The 23,203-nt window shown below is 72.7% G+C and carries 23 protein-coding genes; 17 read left to right on the top strand and 6 right to left on the bottom strand.

Features of this window, described 5'->3' with window-relative positions:
- The first annotated feature begins 32 nt into the window (after nt 1–32).
- The 8 genes from G6W55_RS20880 to G6W55_RS20845 all read left to right on the top strand — a co-directional run bounded on the left by G6W55_RS20880 (nt 33) and on the right by G6W55_RS20845 (nt 8,508).
- Nucleotides 33–569 (top strand): DUF6668 family protein, encoded by a 537-nt coding sequence (locus G6W55_RS20880; RefSeq protein WP_175522356.1) that lies wholly within the window; start codon nt 33–35, stop codon nt 567–569.
- Nucleotides 566–880, top strand: a complete 315-nt coding sequence (locus G6W55_RS20875) for a hypothetical protein (protein WP_309243775.1) — start codon at nt 566–568, stop codon at nt 878–880. The genes G6W55_RS20880 and G6W55_RS20875 overlap by 4 nt, the downstream gene beginning before the upstream one ends.
- 140 nt (nt 881–1,020) lie before the next feature.
- Nucleotides 1,021–1,308 carry a hypothetical protein gene (locus G6W55_RS20870; RefSeq protein WP_175522355.1) on the top strand — a complete coding sequence of 96 codons (288 nt, stop codon included), beginning with the start codon at nt 1,021–1,023 and terminating at the stop codon, nt 1,306–1,308.
- A 15-nt stretch (nt 1,309–1,323) separates the two neighbouring features.
- A complete protein-coding gene (locus G6W55_RS20865) occupies nt 1,324–2,082 on the top strand; it encodes a hypothetical protein (RefSeq protein ID WP_175522354.1) in 759 nt (252 codons plus the stop codon).
- Nucleotides 2,079–3,320: a hypothetical protein gene (locus G6W55_RS20860; protein WP_175522353.1), complete on the top strand. Its 1,242-nt coding sequence runs from the start codon at nt 2,079–2,081 to the stop codon at nt 3,318–3,320. Before G6W55_RS20865 ends, G6W55_RS20860 begins: the two co-directional genes overlap by 4 nt.
- 168 nt (nt 3,321–3,488) lie before the next feature.
- Complete coding sequence (locus tag G6W55_RS20855; RefSeq protein ID WP_175522352.1) at nt 3,489–4,982, top strand: SCO6880 family protein; 1,494 nt, start codon at nt 3,489–3,491, stop codon at nt 4,980–4,982.
- Nucleotides 4,983–5,221: 239 nt separating this feature from the next.
- Nucleotides 5,222–6,721 (top strand): ATP/GTP-binding protein, encoded by a 1,500-nt coding sequence (locus G6W55_RS20850; protein WP_217687179.1) that lies wholly within the window; start codon nt 5,222–5,224, stop codon nt 6,719–6,721.
- Between the two features lie 74 nt (nt 6,722–6,795).
- Entirely contained in the window at nt 6,796–8,508 is a 1,713-nt protein-coding gene (locus G6W55_RS20845) for a type IV secretory system conjugative DNA transfer family protein (protein WP_175522417.1), read from the top strand.
- On the opposite strand, the gene G6W55_RS20840 is transcribed toward G6W55_RS20845, so the two are convergent.
- Together G6W55_RS20840 and G6W55_RS20835 are read right to left on the bottom strand one after the other, a co-directional pair.
- Nucleotides 8,426–9,646, bottom strand: coding sequence for a DUF418 domain-containing protein (locus G6W55_RS20840; protein WP_309243774.1), 1,221 nt, complete (start codon nt 9,644–9,646; stop codon nt 8,426–8,428). The genes G6W55_RS20845 and G6W55_RS20840 overlap by 83 nt on opposite strands.
- Nucleotides 9,643–10,035, bottom strand: coding sequence for a hypothetical protein (locus G6W55_RS20835; RefSeq protein WP_175522350.1), 393 nt, complete (start codon nt 10,033–10,035; stop codon nt 9,643–9,645). Before G6W55_RS20835 ends, G6W55_RS20840 begins: the two co-directional genes overlap by 4 nt.
- A 158-nt stretch (nt 10,036–10,193) precedes the next feature.
- Here G6W55_RS20835 and G6W55_RS20830 point away from each other — a divergent pair, with 158 nt between their 5' ends.
- The 4 genes from G6W55_RS20830 to G6W55_RS20815 all read left to right on the top strand — a co-directional run bounded on the left by G6W55_RS20830 (nt 10,194) and on the right by G6W55_RS20815 (nt 14,922).
- The gene (locus tag G6W55_RS20830) at nt 10,194–11,228 is read left to right on the top strand and encodes a C40 family peptidase (protein ID WP_175522349.1); all 1,035 of its coding nucleotides are present in this window, start codon (nt 10,194–10,196) and stop codon (nt 11,226–11,228) included.
- Between the two features lie 71 nt (nt 11,229–11,299).
- Entirely contained in the window at nt 11,300–11,776 is a 477-nt protein-coding gene (locus G6W55_RS20825; RefSeq protein WP_175522348.1) for a DUF4913 domain-containing protein, read from the top strand.
- Nucleotides 11,777–12,038: 262 nt separating this feature from the next.
- Nucleotides 12,039–12,989: a hypothetical protein gene (locus tag G6W55_RS20820; protein ID WP_175522347.1), complete on the top strand. Its 951-nt coding sequence runs from the start codon at nt 12,039–12,041 to the stop codon at nt 12,987–12,989.
- 331 nt (nt 12,990–13,320) lie between these two features.
- Complete coding sequence (locus G6W55_RS20815; protein ID WP_175522346.1) at nt 13,321–14,922, top strand: glycosyl hydrolase; 1,602 nt, start codon at nt 13,321–13,323, stop codon at nt 14,920–14,922.
- A gap of 38 nt (nt 14,923–14,960) precedes the next feature.
- Here G6W55_RS20815 and G6W55_RS20810 read toward each other — a convergent pair whose 3' ends face one another.
- Complete coding sequence (locus G6W55_RS20810; protein WP_175522345.1) at nt 14,961–17,849, bottom strand: BTAD domain-containing putative transcriptional regulator; 2,889 nt, start codon at nt 17,847–17,849, stop codon at nt 14,961–14,963.
- A gap of 210 nt (nt 17,850–18,059) precedes the next feature.
- Between G6W55_RS20810 and G6W55_RS20805 the strand changes: the two genes are divergently transcribed.
- The 3 genes from G6W55_RS20805 to G6W55_RS20795 all read left to right on the top strand — a co-directional run bounded on the left by G6W55_RS20805 (nt 18,060) and on the right by G6W55_RS20795 (nt 20,725).
- Nucleotides 18,060–19,349 (top strand): hypothetical protein, encoded by a 1,290-nt coding sequence (locus G6W55_RS20805; protein ID WP_175522344.1) that lies wholly within the window; start codon nt 18,060–18,062, stop codon nt 19,347–19,349.
- Between the two features lie 70 nt (nt 19,350–19,419).
- Nucleotides 19,420–19,908 (top strand): hypothetical protein, encoded by a 489-nt coding sequence (locus tag G6W55_RS20800; protein WP_175522343.1) that lies wholly within the window; start codon nt 19,420–19,422, stop codon nt 19,906–19,908.
- A gap of 7 nt (nt 19,909–19,915) precedes the next feature.
- Nucleotides 19,916–20,725 (top strand): HEAT repeat domain-containing protein, encoded by an 810-nt coding sequence (locus tag G6W55_RS20795; RefSeq protein ID WP_175522342.1) that lies wholly within the window; start codon nt 19,916–19,918, stop codon nt 20,723–20,725.
- On the opposite strand, the gene G6W55_RS20790 is transcribed toward G6W55_RS20795, so the two are convergent.
- The 3 genes from G6W55_RS20790 to G6W55_RS20780 are packed head-to-tail and all read right to left on the bottom strand — an operon-like array spanning nt 20,710 to nt 22,054.
- Entirely contained in the window at nt 20,710–21,012 is a 303-nt protein-coding gene (locus G6W55_RS20790) for a DUF397 domain-containing protein (protein WP_175522341.1), read from the bottom strand. The genes G6W55_RS20795 and G6W55_RS20790 overlap by 16 nt on opposite strands.
- A 5-nt stretch (nt 21,013–21,017) precedes the next feature.
- Entirely contained in the window at nt 21,018–21,200 is a 183-nt protein-coding gene (locus tag G6W55_RS20785) for a DUF397 domain-containing protein (protein ID WP_175522340.1), read from the bottom strand.
- Nucleotides 21,197–22,054: a helix-turn-helix transcriptional regulator gene (locus tag G6W55_RS20780; RefSeq protein ID WP_175522339.1), complete on the bottom strand. Its 858-nt coding sequence runs from the start codon at nt 22,052–22,054 to the stop codon at nt 21,197–21,199. Before G6W55_RS20780 ends, G6W55_RS20785 begins: the two co-directional genes overlap by 4 nt.
- Before the next feature lie 123 nt (nt 22,055–22,177).
- Here G6W55_RS20780 and G6W55_RS20775 point away from each other — a divergent pair, with 123 nt between their 5' ends.
- Both G6W55_RS20775 and G6W55_RS20770 read left to right on the top strand, forming a co-directional pair.
- Nucleotides 22,178–22,603, top strand: coding sequence for an ATP-binding protein (locus G6W55_RS20775; RefSeq protein ID WP_309243773.1), 426 nt, complete (start codon nt 22,178–22,180; stop codon nt 22,601–22,603).
- A gap of 82 nt (nt 22,604–22,685) precedes the next feature.
- Nucleotides 22,686–23,177 (top strand): peptidylprolyl isomerase, encoded by a 492-nt coding sequence (locus tag G6W55_RS20770; protein WP_175522338.1) that lies wholly within the window; start codon nt 22,686–22,688, stop codon nt 23,175–23,177.
- The last annotated feature ends 26 nt before the right edge of the window (nt 23,178–23,203 follow it).

Here is a 23,203-nt window from a genome sequence, read left to right as displayed (position 1 = left end):
CCGGGCAGACACCGGGGAACCCACGCGCATGGGTGCGCGGGCCGAGAACCACCGCCCCCGCCCCCGTGCGGGCCACCGCGGGAGCGGCCTGGGGCGAGACCCGGCGCGCCGGGACGGCGGCCAGGGGGCGGTCGCGGGACGAGATCGGGTGGGTCAAGGCACACGGCGGCGCCGGCGTGACCTCCCTCGTCGAACTCCTCGGCGGAGTCGACGTGGGCGCCCGCTGGCCGGAGCCCGCCCGGGGCGAACCGCACCGTGTCGTCCTGGTCGGCCGGACCAGCGCGCGGGGTCTGCGGTCGGTCTCGCAGGCGCTCGGCGCGCTGCACGACGGGAAGGCCCCGCAGGGTCTGGAACTGCTGGCCGTCGTCCTCGTCGCCGACGCCCCCGGCCGGCTGCCGCTCGGTCTGCTGCGCCGGATCCGGGTGCTCCGGTCCGTCGCCCGGGTGCACCGCGTGCCGTGGATACCGGCCTGGCGCACCGGCGGGCGACCGAAATCGGTTCCCCGCCAACTCGCCACCGTGGCAAGGCTGGTGGGCAGTGGATCCCACGGTGAGGGGGCCGCGCCGTGACCCGCGCCCCCGCCCTTCCCGGCGGCCCTCCGGCCCTTCCCGTTCCCGGCGGACGGCACCTGGCCGCCTACACCCCGCCCGTCGAGGCGGACACCATCCTCGGGCTGCTGGCCTGGTGCGCCTCGGCCGCCGGGGTCGCCGGGCTGATCATCGTCGGCATCCAACTGGCGCTCCAGATGCGCCGGGGCGAGCCCGGCGAGGGCGCCACCTACTTCCGCGGTGTCTTCATCGTGGTCATGAGCTGTGTGCTCGCCACCACGGCCGGCCCGCTCGTCGCGGCGCTCGGCAGCCTTCAGCTCCTCGGCCCCTGACCACGAGGTCCCGCCGCACCGGCGGCCCGCCAGCCTTTCCCCTCCCGACAGCCCTTCCCCTCCCGCCAGTCGTCCCCCTTCCCGCCAAGTCACCCTCGCGCCCGTCGCTCACGCCGGGTGCCGAACCCTCGGAGATCCCGATGACCTCTCTGCTCCACGAAGCCTCCACCCTGCTCGCCGCCGGTGTCCCGCAGCCCGCCAGGAACGCCCCCGGCGCCCTGACCACGAAGGTCAACACGGTGCTCGGCATAGCGGCCTGGGCGGGCACGGCCGCGGGCGTGGCCGGGGTGCTGATCACCGGCGCGATGATGGCCGTCTCCCTCAAGCGCGGTGAGGGCTCGGAACACATGAGCAGGCTCGGCATGGTGCTCGGCGGCTGTGTCCTCGTGGCCACCGCGGGGCCCCTGATCAGCTTCGTGTTCGCGTAGGCCGGGCGGACCGCCGTGAAGTTCAGGCGAAGGGAGCGCCGGCTCGCGGAGTCGGGGCCGTACTACAGGCAGCGCGGCTGGCAGATGTCGGCCGGGTTCCTGGCCGTCGTGGTCGTGGTGGGCGGCGTCGTCACCGCGCTGTCCGGTTCGGACACGACCACGGGCCGTGCGGACGCGGCGGCCTCCGAAGGCCCCCTGTCCCGCGCCTCCGCCCCGCGGGACGGCCGCCCCGAGGGCTGCCGTACGGACGACGGGGCGGACGCCGCATCGACCGAGACCGCGCCCGACGACGTCACCTGGCGCCCGCTGGGCGTCACCAAGGTGCCGGTGTCCGCCTCGGCGGGCCCCACCCTGATCCAGGGCCCCCTGTGGTGGTGCTACGCGCACACCCCGACCGGGGCCGTGCTCGCCGCCCATGTCATCCCGTCGCACATGAGCGGCTCCGACTGGCGCACCGTCACCGAGCAGCAGGTCGTGGCCGGACAGGGCCGCGACATGTTCGAGTTCCAGCGCGCGACGGTGCAGGACACCGACGCGCCGAACGGCACGGAGGTGGCCTCGTACGCCGGCTTCTCGGTCGTCTCGTACCAGGACACGGCGGCCGTGGTCCGCCTGCTCCTCAAGAGCACCCAGGGATACGCGGTGACCACGATCTCGCTGCGCTGGAGCGGCGGGGACTGGAAGGTGCGGCCCGACGACAACGGGTCCCTGCACTCGCCGGTCTCCGCCGTGCAGACCGCCAGGGGCTTCACCCTGTGGGGAGGCACGACGTGAACTGCACGTCCGGAAATCCGGTCGTCGACCTGGTGAAGGGCTTCTTCAGCTTTCTCGGCGACCCCATCGGGACCATCGTCGAACTGATCGCGAAGACGATCCTCGCGGGAGCGGTCGCGGTGTTCGCGGCGCTGACCACCAACGTGCCGACGCTGGAGGAGACCCAGACCTCGAAGAACATCAGCGGCGACACGCAGTGGATCGTCGTCTACCTCGCCGTCGGCTCGCTGATCTTCGCCGCCGCCCGGATGGCCCTGGAACGCAGGAGCGACGCCGGCCGGACCGCCCTCATGGGCATCCTCCGGGTGATCCTCGTGTCCGGCGCCGCCACCACCGTCGTGGTGGCCGGGGCCGCCGTCGCGGACGACTTCTCGAACTACCTGTTCAACAACGCCGTGCGGGAGTCGCTGAGCAACGTCGGCGCCTGCTCGGACGGCAGCGGCATCCAGTCCTTCCTGCTGCTGGTCCTCGCGTTCCTGCTGCTGATCGCCGGGATCATCCACACGGTCCTGATGTACATCCGGCTCGGCGTCATGATGGTGCTGCTGGGCACCCTCCCGATGGCCGCCGCCGCCTCGATGACGGACTGGGGCGCCGGCTGGTGGCGCAAGCACATCGGCTGGCTGATCGCCTGGCTGCTCTACAAACCCGCGGTCGCCCTCGTCCTCAACGCGGGCATGGCGATGATCAACGCCGGCAAGAACAGCGGGTCCGGCAACACCGGCAGCATCAACACCCGGATCGCCGGTATCGGCGTGATGCTGCTGTCCGCCGTCGCCCTGCCCGCGCTGCTCAAGCTCATCGTGCCCGCCACCGCTGCCATGGGCACGGGCAACCCGATGGCCGCCATGGGACAGGCGGGCTCCAGCCTGGCCACCGGCGCGGTCATGGTCGGCGGCGGGCGCGGCGGCGGTTCCGGCGCCGGCGCGCCCGCCGGCCCGAGCGGTCCGAGCGGCGCGTCCGGGGCCTCCGGATCCGGCGGCGGGTCCGGTGGAGCCGGTTCCTCCGGGGCGGGCGGAGAGCCAGGGGCGACCGGTTCCGGCGGCGCGGACGGCGCGGCCGCGGCGGGCCGGGCCGGCGGTGCCTCCGGCGCCGGGGCGGCGGGAAGCGGCGCGGCCGCCGCGGGCGGCCCCGCGGGGGTCGCCGTCCTCACGGCGGTGGCCGCGGCGCAGGTGGCCAGTTCGACCGTCTCGGGCGCAGTCGAGGGCTCCGACGGCGAGCTGGGCAACAACAAGTGATCCGCGGAGCACCGGCGCCGCTCCGGCCGGGCACCTGAAAGCCCCCTTCCGCCGGGCCGCCGATCCGCAGGCCCCCTCCGACCGGCCGCCGGGCCCCTCTCCCCCAGGGGTCCGGCGGCCTCCACCGTCGCCGAACCCCCCGTCATCTCACGAAGGGAAACCGGACCCATGTCCACCGAAGCCGCCACCCATCCGACCTACGGAAACTGGCGCAGGCCACGCCGCCCGGGGCTCGGACCGCTCGGACTCGTCGGCACCTTCGGGGTCTTCGGCGGGCTCGTCGTCACCCTGCTGGCGTCGCTGATCTCGCTGTACGCGGCGCTGGTCGTGCTCGTCCCGACCGTCGTGGTCCTGACCCCGCTCGCCATCCGCACCCAGGACGGCCGCAACGTCTACCAGCTCCTCACGCTGCGCGTCGGCTGGTGGCGCCGGAAGGCGAAGGGCGCCCACCTGTACGTCTCCGGCCCGCTGTCCGCCCGTCCCGGCGGCCGGTTCCGACCGCCGGGACTGCTCAACAAGGTGACCGTGACCGAGGGCCGGGACGCCTACGACCGCCCCTTCGGCGTCCTGCACCACCCGGTCCGCAACCTGTACACGATCGTCCTCGGCTGCGACCCCGACGGCGGCTCGCTCATCGACCCGGACCAGGTCGACGTCTGGGTCGCGCTGTGGGGCGAGTGGCTGGCCCGGCTGGCCCATGAACCCGGCCTGCGCGGCGCGTCCGTGATCGTGGAGACCGCCCCCGACCCCGGCACCCGGCTGGCCCACGAGGTGCTCCCCCGGATCCACCCCGACGCCCCGCCGGCCGCGCGCGCCGTGATGGAGGAGGTCGTGGAGCGCTATCCGAGCGCGTCGTCGGAGATGCACACGTACATCACGCTGACCTACGGCGTCCCGCCGGGCCAGCGGCGCAAGAAGGCCGATGTGCTCACCGACCTCGCCATCCGGATCCCGGGCCTGCTCAGCGGGCTCGTCGCGGCCGGCGGCGGCGCCGCGTACCCGCTGTCGGCCGAGCGGATCGCCGAGGTCGTCCGGGTCGCCTACGATCCCGCGGTCGCCGCCGACGTCCTCACCGCCCGCGCCCAGCACGGCGGAACGGGCCTGGAGTGGGACGACGCCGGACCGGCCGCCACCGTCGAGACGGTGAACAGCTACCAGCACGACTCCGGTGTCTCCCGCACCTGGATGCTGACCCTGGCACCGCGCGGCACGGTCCGCTCCTCGGTGCTCCGGGGCATGCTGGAGGCGGCCCCCGGCACCCGCCGCAAGCGGGTCGCCCTGGTCTACCGGCCCATCGACCCGGCCACGTCGGCCCGGATCGTCGAGGCGGACCGGCGCAGCGCCCAGTTCATGGCGTCGTCGGGCCGGGGCATGGTGCAGGCCCGTGCCGCCTCCGAGGTGCGGGCGGCGGAGCAGACCGCGGCCGAGGAGGCGTCCGGCGCGGGGCTCGTGGAGTTCTCGCTGATGCTGACCGTCACCGTCGACACCGTGGAGGACCTGGCGGACGCGAGCGTCACGGTCCGCAACCTCACCGCGGCCTCCCGGGTGCTGATGCGGCCGGCGGACCGGATGCAGGCGGCGGCGTTCAGTTGCACCCTGCCCGCCGGGATCCTGCCCTGGGAGCAGACCCTCGTCCCCCACGAACTCCAGGAGGCGCTGTGAGCCGGCGCGAGCGGAAGCGGGCCGAGCGGGCCGACCGGCTGGCCGAGGAACGGGCGGCCGCGGAGTTCGAGGCGGGCCGGTCCGGCCTCCAGGGACCCTGGGACGAGCCGCTCGGGACGTCCGGGACGTCCGGGAAACCGGGGAAGAAGCGGGACGGGACGCAAGGCCCCTCCAAGCCGCGGGAGTTGATCGTCCCGCACCGCGGCTGGTACGGCGCGGGCGGCGGACGCGTCAGCCACATGGACCCGCCCACGATGTGGCGGGCCACCACCGTGCAGGCGTGCGGCATGTGGCCGTTCGCGGCCGGTTCCGGCTCGCCGATGACCGGAGTGCCCCTCGGCCAGCACCTGTTCACCGGCGCCACCGTCTGCGGCGACCCGCTGAACTGGTTCACCCGGGCCCGCTACATCTCCAACCCCTCGCTGTTCATGCTCGGCATGCCGGGGCTGGGCAAGTCCACGCTGGTCAACCGGATGCTGATCGGACTCGCCGCGACAGGTGTCGTCCCGCTCGTCCTCGGCGACCTCAAGCCGGACTACGCCGACACCGTCCGCGCGCTCGGCGGCCAGGTGATCTCCATCGGACGCGGGCGGGGCGGCATCAACGTCCTCGACCCCGGTGCGATGGGCTCCGCCGCCGCGAAGATCGGCGGCGAGGCAGGCGAGGTGCTCAGGGCCGAGGCCCACGGCCGCGTCCTGAACATGGTCGCCGCCCTCGTCACCATCGTCCGGGGCCGGCCCATGGACGACCACGAGCAGTCCGTGCTCTCCGCCGTCCTGCACCATCTGCGCGAACGCACCCCGCAGGGGCGGACCGTGCTCCTCCCCGACGTGCTGCGGGTCCTCACCGAAGGGCCGCCCCGGGTCCGCACGGTCACCCTCGACCGGGGGGACGACACCCGCTACCGGGACGCCGTCGATCCCCTGCACCGCTCCCTGCTCGGCATCCTCGACGGGCCGCTCGGCGACACCTTCGCCTCCGAGACGTCCACCCGGATCGACCCGGACGCGCCCGCCGTCTGCATCGACATCTCGGGCATCGGCGAGGCCGACACCCAGCTCACCGCGGCCGCGATGCTCGCCGCGTGGTCCGACGGACTCGGCACGGTGGCCGCCTCGCACGCGCTGGCGGACGCCGGACTCGCCCCGCGCCGCTGGTTCTTCACCGTCCTCGACGAGCTGTGGCGTCCGCTGCGCGCCGCCTCCGGCATCGTCGACCGCATCGACGCGCTCACCCGGCTCAACCGCTCGCTCGGCCTCGGCGACGCCAAGATCACCCACACGCTCAAGGACGCCGAGGCGCTCGGCACCGACGCCGACCGGGCCAAGGCCCGGGGGTTCGTCGAGCGGGCCGGAATGGTCGTCTGCGCCGGGCTGCCGAAGACCGAGATGGAGGAGCTGGGCAAGGTGGTCGGGCTGTCCCGGCGCGAGATCGACCTCGTCTCGTCCTGGTCGTCGCCGCCCGGCTGGGGCGTCACCGGCGACAACGAGGAGCCGCCCGGCCGCGGACGGTTCCTCATCAAGGTCGGCGGCCGGCCCGGCATCCCCATCAAGGTCGCCATCACGGACGCCGAGCGCCGGCTGCACAACACCAACACCCGCTGGACGACGAACGAGGAGGCCGTCGAACAGGCGGCGGCCCGCGCGGCGCGCCAGGTCGCCCGGGCCGCCGGGGACGGCCTCCCGGAACCCCCCGGCGTCCCCGGCACCCGCCCGGACACCGGGAGGTGGACCGCGTGAGCGCCTCCCGGAGCTCCGACCCGCACGAGCTGCTGCCCTGGGCCTTCGCCCTGCTCGCCGGCTCCGGACTGCTGATGTTCACCGTCGCCTGGTCCGGCGGCACCCTCGGCTGCGGGCTCTCCGGCAACGGCTGGGACGCCCCGCCGTTCGCCCTGTCCACCGCCACCCGGCTGGTCTCCGACGGTCCGGGCGCCCTGTGGCCGGCTCCGGCGGCCGCCGTCTACGCGGGCATGGCCGGGCTGCTGGCGCTCCTCGTGGTGCCCGCCGCTGTCGTCGTCCGCCTGGTCCTGGACCGGGCGGCCCGCCCCAAGGGACTCGCCGGACGGCGGGAACTGGCCGCCCTGTGCCGTACGGGCATCGAGGCCCGGGCCCGCGAACTGCGCCCCGGTCTCCAGGACCGCGACCGGCTGCATCCGGACGAGACCGGCAACCTCCTCGGCGATCTGGAGCCCAAGGGGCCCGAACTGCGCAGCAGTTACGAGGACGTGGAACTCGACCTCATGGCGCCCCGCTCCGGCAAGTCCACCGGGATCGCCGTCCCCCGGGTGCTGCGCGCCCAGGGCGCGGTGCTGCTCACCTCCAACAAGTCCGACGTCTACACCGTCACCCGCGCCGAACGCGAGAAGGCGGGCACGGTCTGGACGTTCGACCCGCAGGGCATCGCCCACACCCCGCGCGCCATGTGGTGGGACCTCCTCGGCGAGTGCCACACCATCGAGGGGGCCCGCCGGATGGCCGGCCACTTCGTCGCGTCGGTCAACGACGACAGTGCGAAGAAGGACTTCTGGATCGCGGCCGCCCAGAACACCCTGACCGCCCTGTTCCTCGCCGCCGCCCGCGGCAGGGCCCCGCTGACCGAACTCCTCGGCTGGCTGGCGGACCCCGCCGACCGCACCCCGGTCGACCTGCTGCGCGACGTCGGACTCCCGGCGATGGCCGAGCAGTTGCAGGGAACGGTGCGGGGCGCGGTGGAGACCCGGGACGGCATCTTCGAGACGGCCCGGCAGACCGTGTCCTGCCTCCTCGATCCCGAGGTCCTCGCCTGGGTCGTCCCCGATCCCGACCGGCCGGAGTTCCGGCCCGACCGGCACGTCCTGGGCCACGACACCCTCTATCTCCTCTCCAAGGACGGCGGCGGCTCGGCGGCCGGCGTCATCGCGGGACTCGCCGACGCGACGATGCGGGCCGGAGTCGTCGCCGCGGAGAGCATGGGCGGCCGGCTGGACCCGCCGCTGACCGCCGTGCTCGACGAGGCGGCCAACGTGTGCCGTATCTCCGATCTCCCCGATCTCTACTCGCACTTCGGCTCCCGCGGCATCAACGTCGTGACCCTGCTCCAGAGTTACCGCCAGGGGGCCCGGGTGTGGGGTGAGGTGGGCATGGACGCGCTGTGGAGCGCGGCGACCGTCAAACTCCTCGGATCCGGCCTGGACGACGCCGACTTCGTCCAGAAGATCTCCACCCTCGTCGGCCAGCACGACGTCCGCACCCCGAGCATCACCCGCGGCAAGGACGGGACGTCACGGTCGTACTCCTACCGCCAGGAGGCCGTCCTGCCCCCGGACCGCATCCGCGCCCTGCCCAAGGGCACCGCCCTGCTTCTCGCCACCGGGATACGCCCCGCCCTGATCCGGCTGCGCCCCTGGTACAAGGAGCCCGGCGCGGGTGCCATCGCCGCGGCGGCGAAGGCGGAGACCGCGGCGATCACCGAACGGGCCGCACGCCGCCTGATGCCGGGCGTGACCCTGCACAAGCCGGCCCCCGGCCAGGAGGCCGCCCCCGCGTGACCGTCCGCAGCACCAGCTCGGCGGGGCCGTACCGGGTACGGCTCATCAGCCGCTGTCCGCAGGTGAGTTGGAGAGCATACAGCACCACGCAGCCCGCCAGGACGGCGGCCGTGCCGACCCGGTCGTGGAGTCCGAGCCCGTACCCGGTGAACACCCAGGCCAGCACCAGCGACTGGGTGAGGTAGTGGGTGAGCGCCATGCGCCCGGACGCGGCGAGCACCCGGGCCGCCGCCGGGTGCGCCCCGGTCAGCAGGAGCAGCCCGCAGGCGTACGACGCCGTGAGCGCGGGCGCGGTGAGCAGCGACACCGCGTGCCCGACCAGGAACCAGCGGCTGTCCAGCGGACCGTTCGCACAGCACGCGGTGGCCACCCCGCCGGCCAGACCGGCCGGCCCCCACCGCAGGAGCGTCCGCCGCAGCCACACCCGGTCCCGGCCCCGCCGCTCCAGGAGCCGGGTCCCGGCCGCCGCGAGGCCCGCCAGGAACGCGGCCAGCATGTCGGGCGCGTACATCAGGTTCGCGCCGAGCGCCGACGGCAGCTCCCGCAGATGCGCCCCGATCACCGAGGCGGCACCGCCCCGGTAGGCGGCGGTGAGGCGCGCGGCCTCGGGAGCGTACCCGGCCGGGGTGACCGGGCCGGTGAGGGCGACCGTCAGCAGCCCGTACCCGAGCAGCAGCGCCGCCAGGACCGCCACCAGACAGACCGCGACCCGCAGCGCGGCCCGGGGCGAGAGACCGCGCAGACCGTACAGGACCAGCGCCAGGACGGCGTACGTCATCAGGATGTCGCCGGGGAAGAGCAGCACGGCGTGCGCCAGCCCGAGCCCGAACAGCCCTGCCGTACGCCGTAGATGGTGCGTGGCGAACGGTGTGCCCGAGCGCCGGGCGGCGTCCGCCTGGAGCGCGAAGCTGTACCCGAACACGAAGGAGAACAACTGGTAGAGGGTGGTCGTGGCGGTCACCGCCCAGGCCGCCGTCCGGTCCAGGGCCGAGGCACCGGGCCCGCCGCCGAACGACGTCCAAGGACCCGCCATCAACTGGGCGTTGACGAGCAGGATCCCGAACAGGGCGAACCCGCGCAGCACGTCGAGTTCCTCGACCCTCCCGATGCCCTCGGCCCCGTCCTCGTCCCGCTTCACGAGGCGATCACGACCCCGGTCCCGAACGCCACGGCCGACGACAGGAACCAGCCGAACGCCGGGCCGAGCAGATGCCGCATCGTCCACACCCGGGCCGTCGTGGGCCGCTCCCGCACGAAGACCACCGGCACGCTCCGGCCGGTCGGAGGCAGCCCGTACAGCCGCCCGTACCGGCCCGGATCGAGGACCAGACTGCGTCCGAGATGGTCCGGGAACACCACGAGCCCGCCGCCGCGCCGGTCGGCCGCCGCACGGGCCGTCACGACCCCCGTCACCCGCAGCCCGCGCACCCGCAGCCGGACGGCGGTGGCCGTCGACCGTCCGGCGAGCAGCAGGAAGCCCGCCCCGAACCCGATGCACAGCGCGAGCGCCGTCAACTCCACATCCACATGAGCCCCTTCGACTGCCTGACGGCCTCGGCACGCACAACGGGCGGCGGTACCGCACCGGTTCACGTCCGCTTGAACCACCGCACACCGCGGCCCCGTTGTGCTGTCGGCTCACCCCTGCCACCCGACCCGACGACCCCGAAGGGAGCCACGGCCGGATGAGACGGACCCTGCGCGCACATGGCCGGCGGACGGCGGCGACGCTCACCGTGGCCCTCGCCCTGACCGCGACGGCCGCCCCGCCGGCCCGCGCCGAGCCCGCCACCCTCCCCGAGGTGCGCGCCGAACTCGAACGGCTCTACCACGACGCGGAGATCGCCACCGACAACTACAACGCCGCCGACGAGAAGGTGACCGAGCAGAGCGGGAAGGTCCGCGCGCTCAAGGCCCGGATCGCGGTGACCGAGTCCAGGCTGGACCGTCTCACCGAGCTGGCGGGCGCGGCGGCCCGCGCCCAGTACCGGGGCGGCGGGCTGCCCGCCGAGATCCAGTTCGTCCTCGCCGACGACCCGGAACGCGCCCTGGACAACGCTTCCCTGGCCCGCCGTTCGCAGCAGGCCACCCAGGGCGTGCTGACCGCGCTGAGCACCACCCGGGACGACCTGGCGACCCGTGACGAGGAGGCCGCGGCGGAACTGAGGAAGCTGCGGACGACCCGCCGCGCCAAGGACGCCGAACGCCGGACGATCGAGAAGCGCATCGGCGAGGCGAAGCGGCTGGAGTCACGGCTCGCGAGGGAGCAGGCCGAGCAGCTCGCCGCGCTCGACCGGAAGGCCGCCGCCGAGGCGCAGGCGAAGTGGGTGGAGTCCGGTGTCCTGGACGGGGCCGGCACCGAGGCCGACGCCGCCGGGCGCAAGGCCATCGCCTACGCCACCCGCCAGCTCGGCAAGCCCTACGTCTGGGGCGCGGAGGGACCCGACTCGTTCGACTGCTCCGGCCTCACCCTGCGCGCCTGGGAGCACGCGGGGGTGCTCATACCGCGCACCTCCCAGGAACAGTGGCGGCGACTGAAACGCGTCCCCGTCCCGGACCTGCGCCCCGGTGACCTCGTCATCTACTTCGCCGAGGCCAGCCATGTCGCCCTCTACATCGGCGACGGAAAGATCATCCACGCCCCACGCCCCGGCCGCGACGTGACCGTGGCACCGGCGGGCTCGATGGAGATCCTCGGAGTGGTGCGGCCGGGGGCCTGAACCTTCCCCTGCACGCGGCCCGTTGTGTCCCCCGACCGTCGAACCGACCCCACCAGGACAGCAGGAGCGCCATGACAGCGACACCGACGGAGGTGCCGACGGAGGTGCCGACGGAGGTACCGGAGACCTCCGAGACCGAGGAGGACGAGCCTTCGCCACCCCGGTTCATCCTCTACCTGCGGGGTCCGGACTACGCGGAGACGCTGCGCCGGCTGACCCTGTGGACCCACCGGGTCCTGCTGCCGGTCTACGGCAGGGAGGCCACGTCCGCCTCGCCCTGGTGTCCCCGCTGGTGGGAGCACCCCGAGGCGGTGGCCCAGCTCCACGGCCTGTGGCTCGCCTGGGACGAACTCACCGGTCCCGGCTCGGAGGCGACCGGGCCCGCCGTCTGGCACCGCGACTATCTGCCCTCGGTGATGGAGTCCCTGCGGGACCCGCAGGGCCCGTTCGCCGGATGCAAGCCCGGCATGCACCGCGCGAAGGAGGCGCCCGCCGTCGACGCGGCCGATCCGTTCGGGCCGCCGCCCCCGTCCGCCGGACTCGGGTGAACCGGAGCCGTGGCGGGCCCGTTGTGCTGCCGAGAGAGAACTCCGTAGGGAGTGATCAGTCCACCCCGAAAGGAAGGGTGACATGCCAGGATCCGAACATTCTGACGAAAGCGGTCGATCCAGCGGCAGTTACTACTCGGCCGTAGAGGCACAGGAGGTCAACACCGGCACCAGGCGGCATCCTCGTACCGAAACGCGGATCACGCCGTCGAACCAGGCCGTTCCGCCGACGGCGCCGCAGCTTCCCCAAGGCGACACCGGCGTGTACGTCGCGCCCACCAACGGCAGTCGCGGGGCGTTCTACGCGCTGTCCCCGAGCGGGGACGTGGCGCGCTGGAGCTCGTCCGCGACCAGGTGGGTGTCGGACAACCGGGGACGCATCGGACAGGCCCTGCTGGACGCGTCCCCCAGCCTCATCCAGGGCGCCTCGTCCTTCATGAGCGGCCAGGCCGCCACGATCACCAAGGGCGTGGGCATCGCCGCGCAGGCGGGTGTGGCCGCCAAGGAGTACTACGACCAGTACCAGCAGTACCGGTCGGGTGGCCATATCGACCCGATGCAGATAGCCACCAGCACCGGGCGGATGGTGTCGGCGGCGATGAACACCTACGGCGCCGTCGGCGACCAGGACGCCGCGGCCACGCAGATGATCGACGGCGGCGGAACCTGGGTGGCCGGCGCCGCGACCGCCGCGGACGCGGTGCACCACGCCCACACGGATCCCGGCCGGACGGCCCAGGACCCCGGGTACGAGATGTACGGGATGCACCGCAACCCGATGCTCGGGGACCAGCCGGGGCAGTACCCGCCGGGCTACGACCCGCGAGCCGCCCTCGCGCCGTCCTCCCGCTCGTCCCAGTCCCTCTACACACACCCCAACGACGGCAACGAGAACCTGGCGAGCACGCTCCAGGACCTCAGCCTGTCCGGCCAGCCGCGCGCGTCCACCGGTGAGTCGGCCGGATTGAGCGAGCGGGCGGCCGGCAAGCGCAGGGCCACGACGGTTCAGTCGCCTCTCGGCCAGGACTCGGCCGAGGCCTTCAGCCCGGACAGGCCGCGCAAGCACGGCTCTTCGAGCAAGGACGCGGCCAAGAAGCACGGTTCGTCGAGCAAGGACGCGGCGAAGAAGCACGGAGCGTCCACCCCGAGCAAGCCGCCGAAGTCCTCCGCGGAGAAGAAGGCCGCGGAGAAGAAGCAGCACGCCACCAGGTAGGAGCTGACGGATGTCCCCCGGGCCCGTGGCGAGTTCACGGCGCCGCGGGCCCGGGCTCCTTCCGACTTCCGTCCGGTGATCGAGAGTTGAGGTGGAGGTACCCCATGTCCGCTGCCCGCGGAGGGCGGTTCGCGTCGCAGGGGCTGCTGGCACGCCGCCGGCCCGTGCCCGTCGCGGACCACGGCCCCGTCCGCCCCGCCGTCCCGTCGCGGCCGACCGACGGCTCCCTGCCGTCGCCCGAGGAGCCCCTGCCCGTCGGGCTGCCACCGTTGCCGCCGGGCTTCGAACCGCGCGAGGCGGAACCTCGTCCGTCGGTGAGGTGAACACCGCTATGCGCAGACGTACTTCATTCCTGCTGGCCCTGCTGCTGGTCGTCGTCGGTGTGGCCGGCACCGCCGTTGCGATCCAGGGGCACCGCCCGGGTGGGGAGGTCGTCCACGGCACGCCGGCCGCCGGGGTCGTCGATCACACCGTCACGCTCCAGAACCGTACGGAGGGCCGTATCTGGATCGGCAGCACGGTGAACGCCGACGGCTCGGCCGCTCTCACCGGACTGCCGACGCTGGCACCGGGCGAGTCCGCCACGATCAGCGTCCCCGAGCACGCGGGCGCCGGACACTGGCGCGGCACGTTCTTCGCCCGCCAGGGCTGCGGCGGCGAGGAGGGCAGTACGTTCCACTGCGCGGTGGGTGACTGCGGACCGTACGCCGACCACTGCGTCACCGGCGAACAGCCCACCTCCCTCGCGGAGTTCAACTTCGATTTGGCCGACGGCCTGGCGCCCTGGTACAACGTCAGCTATGTCAACGCCGTCTCGGCGGCCGTCACCATCACCCCGGACGGCGTCGAGCCGCCCGCGAGCGGCGAGTGCCAGGCGATGGGCTGCGCGGAGGACCTGCTGTCCGCCTGCCCGGCCGACGATCTCGTCCGGGACGGGACCACCGGCGAACCGCTGGTGTGCGTCAACCCGGACCGCGACGCCAAGACGCCCTACAGCGACGCCCTCAACCGCGCGTGCCCCACCGCGTACGCCTGGTCCAAGCAGGACGCCGAGCCCGGCAACAGCGTCGTACGGCAGTGCACCCGGTGCAGCGGTCTGACGGTCGCCTTCCACGGCACCGGCACCGGCGGCGCGGGGGACCAGGGACCGGCCGTCGCCCCCGGCGAGCCGGCCCCGACCGCCGGGGCCACCACGACGGCCCGCAAGGGCATCAGCCTCAACCCCGTCGACGGCGCCGCCGAGGCCCTCGCCGACTCCGGTGCGTCCTGGTACTACAACTGGACCTCCTCCACCGGACCGGTGGCCCGCCCCGAGGGCGTCGAGTACGTCCCGATGATCTGGGGACCCGGCTCCGTCACCGACGCCGAACTGGGACAGGCCGCCCGTGAGGGCACCGCGCTGCTCGGCTTCAACGAGCCCGACCTGCCCGGACAGTCCGACATGACGCCCGAACAGGCCCTCGACCTGTGGCCCCGGCTGGAGGACACCGGCCTGCGCCTCGGCGCCCCGGCGGTCGCCTGGGGCGCCGACCTGGCCGGGGGCTGGCTGGACCGTTTCATGCAGGGGGCCCGGGAGCGCGGTCTGCGGGTCGACTTCATCCCACTGCACTGGTACGGCGGCGACTTCGGGCCCGCCGCCACCGACCAGTTGCGCGGCTATCTGCAAGCCGTCCACGACCGGTACGGCAAGCCCGTCTGGCTGACCGAGTACGGCCTCATCGACTTCTCACAGGACCCCCCTCGCTATCCCGGCGCTCGGGAGCAGACCGACTTCGTCACCGCGTCCACGCGCATGCTGGAGGGCCTGGACTTCGTGGAGCGCTACGCCTGGTTCACCCTCTCCACCGGCACCGCCCCGACCGGCCTCTACGACGGGACGACGCCGAACGACAGCGGCCGCGCCTACCGCGCGGCGGGCGGGCCGGCGAACTGATGCCGGACGGGGGCCGAGGGCGTCGGGTGTGCGGCGGGTCATGCAGAGGCGTCCGCCGGGGTCTCCGTGCCGGCCCGGCCGTTCTCCGGGCGGGCGAGCCGCTCGCGGACCCGGTCCGCGTCGGGATGGCCGAACGTCTCGAAGACCGCCAGGGCCTGCCGCCAGCTCGCGCGGGCGGCCGCGTGCTCGCCGGCGGCCCGGTGGACGTCGCCGAGGTTGCTCAGGGTGTGGCCCTCGCCCCACCGGTTGGCGACGGCCCGGTGCGTCTCCAGCGCCTGGTGGTAGTACCCGACCGCCTCGTCGTACCGCTGGAGCCGGTGGTGGACCGTGCCGAGGATGTCGAGGGTGACGCCCACGACCCAGACGTTGCCGTTGGCGCGCAGGACGGTCAGCGCCTCGTCCAGACAGACGACGGCGTCGTCGTACCGGCCCAGCCGCTGGTAGGCGTCGCCCAGATTGGACAGGGCGATGCCCTTTCCCCAGGCGCTGCCGTTGATCTCGTCGAGGACGAGTCCCCGGCGGATGTACTCGACGGCCTCGCGGAGCCGGCCGGACTGGAGGTACACGTCGCCCAGGTTGGACACGGCCAGCGAGCGGCCCGTGGCGTCCCCGAGTTCACGGTAGACGGCCATGGCCCGGCGCAGGTGCTCGATGGCCTCCTCGTAGCGCCCGCTGCTGCGCAGGGCGGCGGCCGTGTCGGCGAGGGCGCGGGCCTCGCCCGGGCGGTCGTGCGCGGCGCGGGCGGCGGCCAGACCCACCCGGGTGGTGTCGGCCCAGTCGTGCAGATGACTGCGGAGGTAGAAGAAGCCCCACAGGGTGGCGGGCAGCCGCCAGGCGATGTCCGCCCGCCCGATCGCGGCGGCCTGGTGCACTCCGGTCACCAGGTGGGCGCGTTCGGTCTCGCACCAGTCCAGCGCCTGGTCGTGGGTCGTGAACTCGGGGACGGAGAACGCCGGGGGGAGCGGCGGCAGGGGGATCCGTTCACGGTGCGGGGTGATCTGCGCGTAGGCGGCGTCGGCGGCGTGCAGATACCAGGTGAGCAGCCGGCCGACGGCCTGGTCCCGCTCCTGCGGTGTCTCCTCGGCCTCCACGCGTTCGGCCGCGTACACCTGGAGCAGGTCGTGCAGGGTGTAGCGGCCCGGCGCGCGTTCGATGACCAGGCACGCGGACGTCAGTTCGGTGAGCGGGCCGCGGATCTCACGCACCGTGAGCCCGGCGAGGGCGGCCGCGGCGGGCGCGGAGATGTCGGGACCGGAGTGCAGACCGAGCAGCCGGAACAGCCGGGCGGCGGGCGCCGACAGCGCACGGTACGACCAGGAGAAGACGGCGCGTACGTCGGTGCTGAGGTCGTCGCCCCCGGCGAAGGCGTCGAGGCTGCCGTGGCTCTCGCGCAGGCTCTCGGCGAGGGAGCCGAGCGGGAACCCGGGGTGGGTGGCGGCGTGCGCGGCGACGATGGCCAGCGCCAGCGGCAGATGGGCGCACCGGGTGATGATCTCGGCCGTCGCCTCGGGCTCAGCCGCCGGCCGGTCCGCGCCGAGGCGGCCGGCCAGCAGGGCGTGGGCCTCCGCGGAGGTGAGCTGGTCCAGGGTCAGCGGATGCGCCCCTTCGGCGGCGACCAGGCCCAGGAGCTGGTTGCGGCTGGTCACGATCACGAGGGAGCCGAGGGAGCCGGGCAGCAGCGGACGGACCTGGTCGGTGTCCCGGGCGTTGTCGAGGAGCACCAGCACCCGCCGCCCCGCGAGCATGCTGCGGTACAGCGCCACCTTGGCGTCGAGACCCGAGGGAATCCGCATCGCGGGAACGCCGAGCGCGTCGAGGAAGGTGCGGATGGCGTCCTCCGGCTGGACCGCCGCGCCGGTCGGGCCGAAGCCGCGCAGATTGATGTAGAGCTGGCCGCCCGGGAAGCGGTCGGCCATCTCATGGGCCCAGCGGACGGCGAGAGCGGTCTTGCCGACCCCGGCCATGCCGCCGATCGCGCTGATCACCACCGTGGTGAACTGTCCATCGTCCTCGGGCAACAGGGCGCGCAGCCGGTCGAGTTCGGTGGTGCGCCCGGTGAACGTGGCGAGTCCTGGCGGCAATTGCGCGGGCACGGATTCCGGGACATCGCTCGTGGCCTCCGGTTCCCGCTGCCCGGAGGGGTCCTGGGCCAGCTCCGGGTCACCCGCGAGGATGCGCTCGTGCAGGTCCTGGAGGCGGGCGCTGGGTTCGATGCCGAGTTCGGCGACCACGGCGTTGCGGGCCGTCCGGTAGGCGGTCAGCGCCTCCGCCTGCCTCCCGGACCGGTACAGCGCGAGCATCAGCAGCCGGGACAGTTGCTCCCGCAGCGGGTGCAGGGCGACCAGCGAGGTCAGCTCCGCGATCACCTCGGTGTGGCGTCCGAGTTCGATGTCGATGTCGAGCCGGGTCTCCAGCGTGGTCAGCCGGACCTCGTCCAGCCGCGCGCGTTCCGACTCGGCCAGCGGGCCGGGCAGTCCGGCGAGCGCCGACCCGCGCCACAGGTCCAGCGCGGAGTGCAGCAGCTTGGCGGCCGCGGACACCTCGCCGGCGGCGCGCAGCCTTCTCGCCTCCGCGGTGTGCCGCTCGAACACGGCGAGGTCCAGGGACTCTTCGGGGACCTGGGCCAGATAGCTGTCACCGACCGAGACGACCGTCCGCGGGGGAGCGGCCGAGGCCCGTCCGGGTTCGAGGACCTTGCGGAGGCGGGACACGTAGGTGCGCAGTACGGACACCGCGGCGGGTGGTGGTTCCCCGCCCCAGACCGCGTCGACCAGTTCGTCGAGCGCGACCGGGCGGCTTCGCCGTAACAGCAGCGCCGCCAGCACCGCGCGTTGCTGTGGGGAGCCGAGGGCCAACTCCTCCGTGCCGCGCCAGGCTCGGACCGGTCCCAGCACGGAGAATCGCACATCCGTCTCATGGGCGTTCATGGGACGGACTCTACTGACCGGCGTTGTGCGCGCGGCGGCTTCGACGGAACGTACATGTCCGCCCCGTTCAATGCGTGTTGAGTGCCGTCCGGCCGTGTATTTGAACGTTTAATCACCGGGTTCGGTTGAACCGTTCGGGGACGGGGGCCGTTGGGCTACCAGGTTCCGTCTCAGGACCGTGAAGGCAGTGAAGGCCGTGAAGGAGCAGGTATGAACCGGGGTGAGCATACGGACGGGCCGGGGGCCGAGGATCCCGGAGCGGCGGGTCCTCCCGGGGACCTGCCCGCGCGGCCCGCGCCCGACTTCACCGTGGTCATCTCCGGCGACGGCTCCGCCGCCGTCGACGGGGAGCCCGTGCGGACGGAGGCGGGCGAGTCGGTCGACGCGGCGGTCCTCGACCGGCTGCACCGGCACGCCGTCGACCGCGACAGCACGGTCACGGCGGCCGTCACCGACCCCTCCGCGGGCCATGTGACGTACGTCGAGGTCGCCCCGGACGGTTCGAGCAGACTCCTGGAACAGCCGGAACAGCCGGAACGGCAGCCGGAACCGGCCCCCGCCGCTGTTGCCCCGGGGCCGACGGCCGTACGCAGAACCCGGACCCGGACCCGGACCCGGCAGTCGGACGACGAGTACGAGCCCGCCCGGCTGCTCGAAAGGCCGTTGGTCATCGGACCGGTGGCCCTCCTCGTGGCCGGCGCCGTCATCGTCCCGCTGGTGATGCTGGGGAGCGGCGGATCGGACGACGGCGAGCCGACGGGCCAGGCGGCCCGCGCGACCGCACCACAGCGGACGGCGTCCCCGTCGCCCCGGACGGCGGCGCCGACCGTCTCCGTGTCCCCGAGCGTGAGTTCGCTGTCGCCCAGCCCGTCACCGACCAAGCCGAAGGCGAAGCCGAAACCGACGCCGAAGGTGCCGGGCGGGGCGGGGGGCGAGGGCGGCGCCGGGGGCGCCACCGTCACCGTGCGACCGCCGAAGGCCACCACCACGGTGACCGCCAAGCCTCCGGCGGAGACGGCCGCCACGGCCGTGAAGCGTCTCGCCAGGAACGATCCGTCCGGACGGCACATCTGCTACCGCGCCTACGTCTCGGGGCGCGGCTGGCAGAAGCCGGTGTGCGACGGCACGGTGGCCGGGACGACGGGACAGAACCTGCCGATCAAGGCGCTCAACATCGCCGTGAGCGGGACGGGGGGTACGGCCGCCAACGCCTTTGTCCACAACCCTCGTTCGACCGACGGGGCGGGGATCTGGCAGCCGAAGTGGACGCCCAACACCGCCGACGGCAAGAACATCTACATCGGCAGCGCGAAGCGGAGCGCCCCGAGCATGCTGGGCTTCGCCATCAACATCGGCAGCGGGGGCCGGATCTGCCAGGCCGCCCATGTGCAGGACACCGGCTGGAGCGAGACGGGCTGCGCCGATCCCCGCCCCGACTTCGTCACCGGGGGCTCGTTCAGCAACGACCGGTGGCTGGAGGCGGTCAAGTTCACCGTCTGACGGAACGGAAGCGTCCTGCGAGACTTCGGCGAACAGGTACTGGGCCTGTACGAGAGGTGAGCGGGCCGTTGTGAACGAGATCGAGTTCTTCCACCACCCGGCGGAGAGCGCACCGGAGTTCCCCGTCTGGGGCATCCGCGTAGACGGCACTGACCTGCGCGCCCATATCGCCTGGGCAACAAGGGAGTTGTGGCGCCCGGAACTGGAGGACCAGTTCGAGGACCAGGAACGAGAGTCGGCGGAACAGATCTGGGGCAGCTTCGAGGGGCTGTGGGTAAGGGAGTTCACCCCGACTTCCTTCCTCACCGACACCGACGAGACTCCCCTCCTGGGCTGCCCCTGCGGCATCTGGCAATGCGCCCCACTGCTCGCGTCCCGCCGGGTGACCGGCACGACGATCACCTGGTCCACCTTCCACCTGCCGTTCCGCGAACAGTGGGGAGAACTCCCTGTGGGCCCCTTCGTGTTCAGAAGGAACGCGTACGAGGCGTCTCTGACGAGCCCACGGACTCTGACGGAGGACCCACTGGGCCCACCCCCTCCCGGCCTGGGAGTGTGACCGACCGATGGCAATGTTCGTCCACCTGACGTCGGCATCCACCGCCCCACGCGTCCGCCGCTCCGGAATCCGTGCCGTGAGCCACGGCCAGGACGGCGCGCGTGGCGTCTACTGCTTCCCGGTGCTGCCCTCCCACACCCTCACCCACCAGTGGCTGCGCGAACTGGCCCGCTTCGGCAGCCGGGGCGGTCTGGTCGCCGTCCACATCCGGCTGGACGACACGCAGGAGGTCCTGGTCGGGCACTACCGGGACCGTGCCCGGGGTGCCCAGGTGACCGTCGCCGCCGCGGAGGCGGTACGCCGCGTCGGGGCGCTGCGGGACCCACGTGGCTGGGGGGTCTTCGTCCCCCGCGCGATCCGCCCACGCGAGATCCACCGTGTTCGCCGGGTGCCCCAACTCCTCGGCTGGCGCTACCAGCCGGACGCCCACGGCACCCGCCCGTGCACGTGCTACGGCTGTGGGGTGCGCGGCGGTTACGGCGACCGCCGCCTACGGGAGCGTCTCCCGCATCCGTTGGACGGCCCCGGTCCGCCGCCCCGCGTCCTGCTCGCGCGTATCGAGACGGCTGGGGACCCGGGGGACCCGGCCGTCCTCTTGGAGGCCCTGCACTGGTTCGCGAAGCGCCGCCGGGGCCCGATCCGCGAACTGACCCGCCTGGCCGCCCACCCCGACCCGGGCGTCCGGGAGGCACTGGTGTGGGCGATCTGCGGCTGGTCCACCCCCGGCACGGAAACCCTTCTGACCCACCTCGCCACCGACCCCGTACCGGAGGTCAGGGAGGCGGTGGCGGCGGTGAGATCTCACTCCGCGACGTGAGCGAGGAAGCCGTCCCAGGCGGTGGGGGAGAGGGCGAGGGTGGGTCCGACGGGGTTCTTGGAGTCGCGGATGTGGATGGTGTGCGGGCAGGCCGCCACCTCCAGGCACTCGCCGCCCTCCCCGTCGCTGTGCGTGGACTTACGCCAGGCGTAGGAGGCTTCAACGCATTCGCCACCCCCGCCGCTGCTGTGGCTGGACTTGAACCAGGCGTAGGCGGCCTCTACGCAATCGCCACCTTCGCCGCTGCTGTAGCTGGACTTGAACCAGGTGAGCTTCTGGTTGCTCATCGCGATCACTCCGTGGCGCGGGTGAGGAAGTCAGCCCAAGCGGCGGGGGAAAGGGTGAGGTTAGGGCCGGCGGGGTTCTTGGAGTCGCGGATGTGGATGGTGTGGGTGCACGTGGCGACCTCCAGGCACTCGCCGCCTTCGCCGCTGCTGTAGCTGGACTTGAACCAGGTGAGGTTCTCGCTGCTCATAGTTCCTTCAGCTTCCCTTCGATCAAGGTGCGGGACTCCGCAGGGCTGAGTGCCAGCGCGCGCATGAAACCATAGCGGTCTGCGATCTTCCTGACTTCTTCTGAGTCGGTGATCAACCGGGGGTACCTCTGTGCCTCCGTGTACGCGACCTGGCCATGTGCCTTGGGGGTCAGCAGATTGAACGCGCTGTCCAGGTTGGGGTGTTCCTCGCGCCGAGTCGGCATCACCTGGATTTCCACGTTCCGAAGGCTGCCGACCCGCAGTAGATTCTCCAACTGCCCTTTTAGGATGGCCAGTCCGCCGATCGGCCGATCCAGAACAACCTCTTCAAGGACGTAGCTCACGATCGGCGGGGGCCAGCTGTCGAAGATCTGCTGCCGGGAGAGCCGGTCCGCGACCCGCTTCTCGATGATGTCCTCGCTGAGGAAGGGGCGTCTCTGGCGGAACACGGTGAACGCGTAGTCCTTAGTCTGCAAAAGCCCAGGAATGGCATGGTTGGCATAGAAGTGCAGCTCAACCGCCTCCGCCTCCAACGCCGCGTAGCTCCGGTACCACTCCGGATGCCGTGTCCGTACCCGGGACATCGCCTCCCGTAGCTCCGGGATTGCCTGGAGGAACAAGCCCCCCGCGTCCAACAACTCGTCCGCCTTCTCCAGGACCTCCGGCCGCATCGTCCGTACGCCCCGCTCCATCGCGGAGATGGCGTCCGGGCCGTAGCCCACCATCTGGCCGAAGTCCTTCTGAGTCAGCCCCTTCCGTTCCCGTAGCAGCTTCATCATCTTGCCCAGGGCCGTCAGCAAGCCCGTCGTGCCGTCGGCCTCCGCCGGGGTTTCCGGCCTGCGTTCATCCGTCATGTACGCCTCCGTGGGTCCTGGACGACGACACTCCGTACGCACACCGCCCCGCAGCCGTACGGCTACCCAGAGTCGCCAAGTCGCCCCTGGCCAGCGTAGATACAACCGGCCACGCTCAGTCAGGTGAACTCCGAAATCTCCACCCAGATCTCCACCCCCCTCGGTGGGACGACCCTGCGCCTCAGCTCCACGCCCCGCGGCGCACGCCTCGCCCGGAGGCTGACCGAACAGCAGCTCACCGCGTGGGGCCACCCGCACGACGGCGACGGCAACCGCGCCGCACAGCAGGTCGTCGCGGAACTCGCCGCGAACGCGGTCACGCACGGACGCGTACCGGGCCGGGACTTCGAGCTGAGGCTGCTGCTCGCGGGGAACACGCTCCGTGTCGAGGTGAGCGACACCCGGGGCGACCGCCGGCTGCGGATCGTGACCGACCCGGAGGAGGAGGGCGGCCGGGGACTGGTGATCGTCACGGTGCTGGCCCGTGTCTGGGGGGTCACCGGGCGGGAGGTCGGCAAGACGGTGTGGGCGGAGCTGGAGTTGCCGTGAACGCCGCTCCCACCCGCTCGCTCCCACCCGCTCCCACCGTGCCGATTACCGGAACCGGGCCGAATCGATGAATCATGGACCCATGAGCGACAACGTTTACTTCGACATCACCATCAACGACGAGCCCGCCGGGCGCATCGTCTTCAAGCTGTACGACGACGTCGTGCCCAAGACCGCCCGCAACTTCCGTGAGCTGGCCACCGGCGAGCACGGCTTCGGTTACGCCGGTTCGTCCTTCCACCGTGTCATCCCGGACTTCATGCTCCAGGGCGGCGACTTCACCCGGGGCGACGGCACCGGCGGCAAGAGCATCTACGGCGAGAAGTTCGCGGACGAGAACTTCCAGCTCAAGCACACCAAGCCGGGCCTGCTGAGCATGGCTAACGCGGGCAGGAACACCAACGGCTCGCAGTTCTTCATCACCACGATCGTGACCTCCTGGCTGGACGGCAAGCACGTCGTCTTCGGCGAGGTCGTCGAGGGCATGGACCTCGTCAAGAAGATCGAGAGCCTCGGCAGCCAGTCGGGCAGCACCAAGGCGAAGGTCACCATCGCGGAGTCCGGCACCGTCTGAGCCACCCGCCACGCGCTGCGGCGGGC

The organism is Streptomyces sp. CAI-85 (assembly GCF_013363615.1).
GTDB classification, from domain to species: domain Bacteria; phylum Actinomycetota; class Actinomycetes; order Streptomycetales; family Streptomycetaceae; genus Streptomyces; species Streptomyces antibioticus_B.
The sequence above is the reverse complement of the archived record's forward strand: the minus strand, read 5'-3'. Positions and strand labels throughout refer to the sequence as shown.

Coding starts and splice junctions, on each gene's coding strand:
- G6W55_RS20870 (WP_175522355.1), top strand. CDS start 1,021: ATGACCTCTCTGCTCCACGAAGCCTCCACCCTGCTCGCCGCCGGTGTC.
- G6W55_RS20855 (WP_175522352.1), top strand. CDS start 3,489: ATGTCCACCGAAGCCGCCACCCATCCGACCTACGGAAACTGGCGCAGG.
- G6W55_RS20850 (WP_217687179.1), top strand. CDS start 5,222: ATGGACCCGCCCACGATGTGGCGGGCCACCACCGTGCAGGCGTGCGGC.
- G6W55_RS20845 (WP_175522417.1), top strand. CDS start 6,796: ATGTTCACCGTCGCCTGGTCCGGCGGCACCCTCGGCTGCGGGCTCTCC.
- G6W55_RS20830 (WP_175522349.1), top strand. CDS start 10,194: ATGAGACGGACCCTGCGCGCACATGGCCGGCGGACGGCGGCGACGCTC.
- G6W55_RS20825 (WP_175522348.1), top strand. CDS start 11,300: ATGACAGCGACACCGACGGAGGTGCCGACGGAGGTGCCGACGGAGGTA.
- G6W55_RS20815 (WP_175522346.1), top strand. CDS start 13,321: ATGCGCAGACGTACTTCATTCCTGCTGGCCCTGCTGCTGGTCGTCGTC.
- G6W55_RS20810 (WP_175522345.1), bottom strand. CDS start 17,849: ATGAACGCCCATGAGACGGATGTGCGATTCTCCGTGCTGGGACCGGTC.
- G6W55_RS20805 (WP_175522344.1), top strand. CDS start 18,060: ATGAACCGGGGTGAGCATACGGACGGGCCGGGGGCCGAGGATCCCGGA.
- G6W55_RS20795 (WP_175522342.1), top strand. CDS start 19,916: ATGGCAATGTTCGTCCACCTGACGTCGGCATCCACCGCCCCACGCGTC.
- G6W55_RS20790 (WP_175522341.1), bottom strand. CDS start 21,012: ATGAGCAACCAGAAGCTCACCTGGTTCAAGTCCAGCTACAGCAGCGGC.
- G6W55_RS20785 (WP_175522340.1), bottom strand. CDS start 21,200: ATGAGCAGCGAGAACCTCACCTGGTTCAAGTCCAGCTACAGCAGCGGC.
- G6W55_RS20780 (WP_175522339.1), bottom strand. CDS start 22,054: ATGACGGATGAACGCAGGCCGGAAACCCCGGCGGAGGCCGACGGCACG.
- G6W55_RS20770 (WP_175522338.1), top strand. CDS start 22,686: ATGAGCGACAACGTTTACTTCGACATCACCATCAACGACGAGCCCGCC.